Raw genomic sequence first — 5,228 nt, 5'->3', positions numbered from 1 at the left:
ATGTCCGATCCGCCGCCGCGGCCGAGCGCTCAGGTCGATGGCATTCCCCCCGCCTTGGACGAGGTGGTGAGCCGCGGTATGGCCAAGGACCCGGCCGACCGCTACCCGACCGCGACCGCGCTGGCCAGGGCCGCCCGCGCCGCCCTCGCCTCCGCGCCCGCCGCCGGGCCGACGCTGGTGGTGCGCGCGCCGGACCGGTCGCAGCAGGCCGGTGCCGTGGTCGCGCCGGAATCGACCGGCGAACTGTCGCTGCCCGCGGTGATCCATCCGAGCGCGCCGACGGTGGTGCGGCCGACGGAATTCCAGTTCACGCCGCTGCCGTCGACGGAGGGGCCGGAGCCGTCACAAGCGCCGTATCCGCCGGAAGTGGAATTGCCCCCGATGCGTCCGTTCCCGGACGCGCATCTGTATCCGGAGACCCAGGCGTATTTCGAAGCCGCGGGATATCCGCAGGCGCCCGAGCCTGTTGTCCCGCCGACGCAGGTGTATCCGCAGGCGTCGGAGCCCGCTGCGCCGCCGATGCAGGTGTATCAGCAGAATTACGCCGATTCCGCCGCACAGGAACATTTCGATCCCGCCTACGCCGATCCGGATTCCACCCGCGTGTATCCGGAGCCCGCCGCCCCGCCGACGCAGATGTACCCGCAGGGCCATGCCGGTTCCGCCGCATCAGAGGATTTCGATCCCGCGTATCCGGGACAGCCGAATGCCGCGTACGCCGATCCGAATTCCACGCGGGTATACGCGGAACCGACTGTGGTGCAGGCATTTTCCGATATGCCGCCGCAAGCGTATTCGCAGGCCCCCGAGCACACCTTCGCCGAGGGGCATCCGGGACTCGGGAATTATCCGCAGACACCGCAATATCCCGATGGTGCACAGCCGCCCGGCTCGGTCCCGCCGCATGGCACATCCGACTACCTTCCCGCACCGGACTCGGAGCCGACTCGATATCTGGCGCCTGCGGAGCAGGACGCACACGCGGCTCGCACCGGCGACTACCCCGCGCGCACCGGCAGCCCACTGGGCCGCGAAGAACCGGAATATTCCTACGACGATTACGACGAGCCCGATTACTCCGATTCCCGACCGAGCCGCTCCATAGCGCTGCCCATCATGGTGGCCGTTTTCGCCATAGTGGCGCTGACCGTCGTCGGAGCGATCGCCTGGCAGTCGTTCGGCCGCGGTCAGGTCGAGACGACCTCCGCCACCGCGCAGTCCGAGGCGTCCGCGCCCGGGCCCATCACCCAGGCGCCGCGCCGCACATCGGCCCCGCCCGCCACCTCCACTTCCGCGAAGCCGTCGCAGGTCACCCTGCCCGCCGGGGCGAAACCGTGCGGCCAGGGGCAAGCCGCCGCCGGGACGTTCACCCAGTCCGCGACGGGTACCGCCGTGACCAGCTGCGCGTTCGCCGAAGAGGTGCGCAGAGCCTATGCCGCACTCGGCCAGGCGCAGAACGCCACTCGCGACGCGCCGCGCACGGTCGTCGCGACCAGCCCCGTCACCGGCCGGACCTACACCATGAACTGCCTGCCCGAAGGGCCGCTCGTCACGTGCAGCGGCGGTGAGAACGCGGTGGTGTACGTCTACTGACCGTCACGACTCGCTGGAGGCGACGCGCCGAAGGACGCTGAGGGTTTCTGCTCGGCGGTGAAATCAGTCGGCGATCCGGCTCGTCGCCCGATCGGGCAGGACCCCGGCTCGTACGAGTTCGTCGTAGATCCGCTGCTGCTCGTCATCGAGATTCGAATACAGCATGTCGTAAGCCAGATCTTCCTCGGCGAGCACCGCGACCGGATCCCAGTCGTCACCGAGCGCCGCGACGACGGCGCTGCGCCGTCGCACCTCGTCGAGCGTGAGATCGTAAGCAAAATTGTGGTCGGCCATTCGGGCTTCTCCAACCGGGTTCTTTCCGAAAACGAATTGCCGACGATGCCCAACGGCGCCTATCCGGGCAATGACCTGGATCACGTTTCACGGTTGAACTTCGTCACATGCGACCCGTGCCCGGACTGAGTCCCGGAAGTAGACGCGACCTGTCTTCAGCCGGACATTACGGAATCGGCAGAAGAGCGCCTGCTCGGCGGAATGCGCTGCGGGTTCGTGCCGAAACCGAGCGCCGCCGCCAGCACCGGATGCGAATCGTGTTGCAGTGGGCCGACATCCCAGCGGCGATTCGCGCGGGATACAGCGAGGCCGGGGTATGGGAACTCGCTCGGCGGAACGCGTCATTCTTCGAGGATGTCGGTGACCTGGTCGACAATCTGAATGCGGCCGGCCTTCCGGCGCGGCCCGGTGTGATCTGGGACCGGCAAGCTGCGAGCGAGGTCATCCGGCTCCTGTGGCCTCAGGAGCGGGCCAGTGCGTGGCCGCGCGAAGAACTGGGCACTTATCCGGGTGATCTGGGACCGTTATCTACCGTCCCGGCGGCTGGGAACAGCTGGACGGCGACACCGCTACCACCGTGCGGCGATAGCGGCACGATTACTACGGCACGGCCGGGCTTCCGCCCTCGACCACCGGCAAGCCCGCCGCACGCCACGCTCGGAAGCCGCCGACGAGGTCGGTCACCTGACGCAGTCCGAGACGCAGCCCGTCGGCGGCCGCGAGACTGGAGGCGTAGCCCTCGTTGCACACGATCACCACCGGAGTGTCGGCGGTGAGTCCCGGCAGCCGGTGCTCGCCGTTCGGGTCGAGACGCCACTCCAGGACGATCCGTTCGACCACGACCGCGCCGGGGATCTCACCCTCAGCGCTCCGGTTCGCGTGTGGCCGGATGTCCACGATCAGTCCTCCCCCGGACTGCAGGGAGGCGGCCTGCTCAGGGGTGACTCGCTCCAGCTGGGCCCTGGCCAGGGTCACCATCTCCTCGGCGCCTGTACTCATCGTGTCTCCACTCCGCTCGCTGACGTCCCTGCGAAGTCAGCCAGCGTACGGTATTCGCGCACCGGCCGGAGCGGGGGAGAGTACGCGTGCACCGAGGCCGCGGGCCACAGCTTGTCGTTGCGCAGCTGGTGCGCTCGATCGGGACCGAAGCCGACCGTGTCGCCCGCTCGTCGTTCCGCCTTCTGGATCGCTCCCCCCGCGTGCAGGTATTCCTCGCTGAGCTCCCCCACGGTCATGGTGAAGGAGCCGGACGCACCGCCGTGGTCGTGCGGTTCGGTGCCCTGCCCCGGAGCCCAGGACAGCAGCCACAACTCGACGCCCATGGTCAAGGCCAGGCGGGTCCACCAGCGCTGTCGGGTGTCGAATCGCACGATGTCCAGCAGCGGGGTCGCCAATTCCGCGGCCACCAGGCTGGTCAACCGGTGTAACTCGGCGGGTGACCACAGCGTCCGCTCCGGGTGGATGGCGTCTCGAACCAGCGGCACGTCGATGTCGGGATGGATGTCGCGCGCGTGCTTGAGGTTCACCGGAACGGATGTGGTCACATGTGCTCCTGACGGAATCGATCGGACGAGCGCCTCGCGGCTGCCGCGTGGATTCTCCGCCATCGCGGCCGGTTTGCCACCAATCACGATCAGCGCGAACAAAATTCATCGATCACCGTCCGGGCCGCGCACCGCCCCGGTCGCCCCGTGGCGAAGGTCGCCGTTCGTCTACCCGAACCCGGGCATGGGCGGGGCTTCCGGGAAGACGACGGGCAACGACACGAGTGCGCGGTGGAAAGGGCCCGGACGCCAGGAGAGCTCTTCCGGCTCGACCGCGAGCCGTATCTCGGGCAGGGCGTCCAGCAGTTGGTCGATGGCGTCCTGCGCGATCAGGTACGCCATCGACCTGGCGGGGCAGGAGTGCGGTCCGGCTCCCCATGCCAGGTGGGCCCGGCTGTCGGTGTGTTCGCCGGTGTGGATCGCCGGATCGTTGTTGCACGCGGCCATGCTGATCACGACCGGTTGGTGCGCGGGCAGCCACACGTCGTCGATGAGGATCGGTTGCTTCGGGTAGCTGAAGCAATAGTTCGCGCCGGGTGGGTCGTCGAACAGCACCTCGTCGAGTGCGTCGCGCGTCGACAGGCTGCCGCCGAATATCCCGCCCGCGAACCGGCGGTCGGTGAGCATCAACCGCAAGGTATTGGCGATCAGGTTCTGCTGAGGCTCGATTCCCGCCCCGTACAGGGTGACCAACTGGTGGATCATCTCCATGTCGTCGAGGCCTGCGGGGTGCCGCAGCAGTCGAGTGGTGATGTCGTCGCCCGGATTCCGCCGCTTCCTCTGCACCAGATCGAACAGCGCGTCGGCGAGCATCGCGTTGCCCTTGTCCGCGTTGACGCCCTCGAAGATGGCGGCCATGCCGATCGCGACCTGCTGCCCGATCTCCGGCGGGCAGCCGAGCATCGAGTTGAGCACCGCGAACGTGAGCGGGAACGCGTACTGGCTGATCAGATCCGCCGCACCGTCCTGGCAGAAGGCATTGATCAGCGGGCCCGCGATCTGTTCGCACGTCGCGTGCACCGCGTGCATATCGACCGCGTCGATCGCCGCGACATTCACCTGGCGGTAGCGCTGGTGCTCGAATCCGGTGGTGCGCAGCGCGTTCGGTCGCCACTCCATCATCGGCAGGATCGGGCACTCGCCGGGGATGCCCTGCTGCCAGGTGCGTGGGTCCGAGGGAAAGTGCAGCGGGTCGTTGAGGATTCGAAGCGCCGTGTAGTAACCGATCACCAATGTCGCGGGCACATTCGGCGCCAGTTCGATCGGGACGAGCGAACCGTATCGGCGGCGCATCTCACGGTAGGCGTGATGCGGGTCGGCGGCGAATGCCTCCGTGTACAGCGCGAATCGCGGCCCGTCGGTGTCGATCGGCGAATTGTGCTGGACCGGGCAGGCTTTCCTGCTTTCCGGAGTGGATTGCGGGGACTGTGGCGTGGACAAAGGGCATGACTCCAGAAGGGGAGGCTCGTCGCCGCCGCGTGCGCGCACGCGGGTCGGCTGCGCGCCGGTCAGGTGCATGTTTTCCGATGTAGCTACGGGATCGTAAGCAGTTCCGACGCTGTGGTGGGGTGGTTTGAGCAGCCTGATCGGTGAACGCGGTGCCCACCTCGGTCATGGGCTCACCCGCGCATCCGCTTCTTCGTCGTCCTCGATGTGGCCGGTCGCTCGGTGGTCAGCGGAAGCATTGTGGCGGCGCGCGCCACACCTTTTCCGGAGGATGGGCCAGCCTGCGTTCGAACCGCAGGGTGGGGGCGCCGTCGACGGTGTGCAATAGCGCTCGGGACTCGCTCATGGTTG

At 67.9% G+C, this 5,228-nt stretch carries 5 protein-coding genes; 1 reads left to right on the top strand and 4 read right to left on the bottom strand.

Annotated features, from left to right (window positions below; all coding sequences use genetic code 11):
* On the top strand, positions 1-1,593 hold a 1,593-nt coding region (locus ON21_RS35640; RefSeq protein ID WP_051020411.1), incomplete at its 5' end, for a hypothetical protein.
* Positions 1,594-1,656: 63 nt separating this feature from the next.
* Here the strand turns inward: ON21_RS35640 and ON21_RS06520 are convergent.
* The 4 genes from ON21_RS06520 to ON21_RS06505 form a co-directional block, all read right to left on the bottom strand.
* Positions 1,657-1,887 carry a DUF6400 family protein gene (locus ON21_RS06520; RefSeq protein WP_039796459.1) on the bottom strand — a complete coding sequence of 77 codons (231 nt, stop codon included), beginning with the start codon at positions 1,885-1,887 and terminating at the stop codon, positions 1,657-1,659.
* A 600-nt stretch (positions 1,888-2,487) separates the two neighbouring features.
* Positions 2,488-2,886 carry a rhodanese-like domain-containing protein gene (locus ON21_RS06515; RefSeq protein WP_039796458.1) on the bottom strand — a complete coding sequence of 133 codons (399 nt, stop codon included), beginning with the start codon at positions 2,884-2,886 and terminating at the stop codon, positions 2,488-2,490.
* Positions 2,883-3,431, bottom strand: coding sequence for a cysteine dioxygenase (locus ON21_RS06510; protein ID WP_039796461.1), 549 nt, complete (start codon positions 3,429-3,431; stop codon positions 2,883-2,885). Before ON21_RS06510 ends, ON21_RS06515 begins: the two co-directional genes overlap by 4 nt.
* 168 nt (positions 3,432-3,599) lie before the next feature.
* Positions 3,600-4,871, bottom strand: a complete 1,272-nt coding sequence (locus ON21_RS06505; RefSeq protein ID WP_039796460.1) for a cytochrome P450 — start codon at positions 4,869-4,871, stop codon at positions 3,600-3,602.
* Positions 4,872-5,228: the final 357 nt, after the last annotated feature.

This window comes from Nocardia araoensis NBRC 100135 (genome assembly GCF_000308435.1).
Classification (GTDB): domain Bacteria; phylum Actinomycetota; class Actinomycetes; order Mycobacteriales; family Mycobacteriaceae; genus Nocardia; species Nocardia araoensis.
This window is presented reverse-complemented; position numbering and strand designations above follow the sequence as displayed.

Coding starts and splice junctions, on each gene's coding strand:
- ON21_RS06520 (WP_039796459.1), bottom strand. CDS start 1,887: ATGGCCGACCACAATTTTGCTTACGATCTCACGCTCGACGAGGTGCGA.
- ON21_RS06515 (WP_039796458.1), bottom strand. CDS start 2,886: ATGAGTACAGGCGCCGAGGAGATGGTGACCCTGGCCAGGGCCCAGCTG.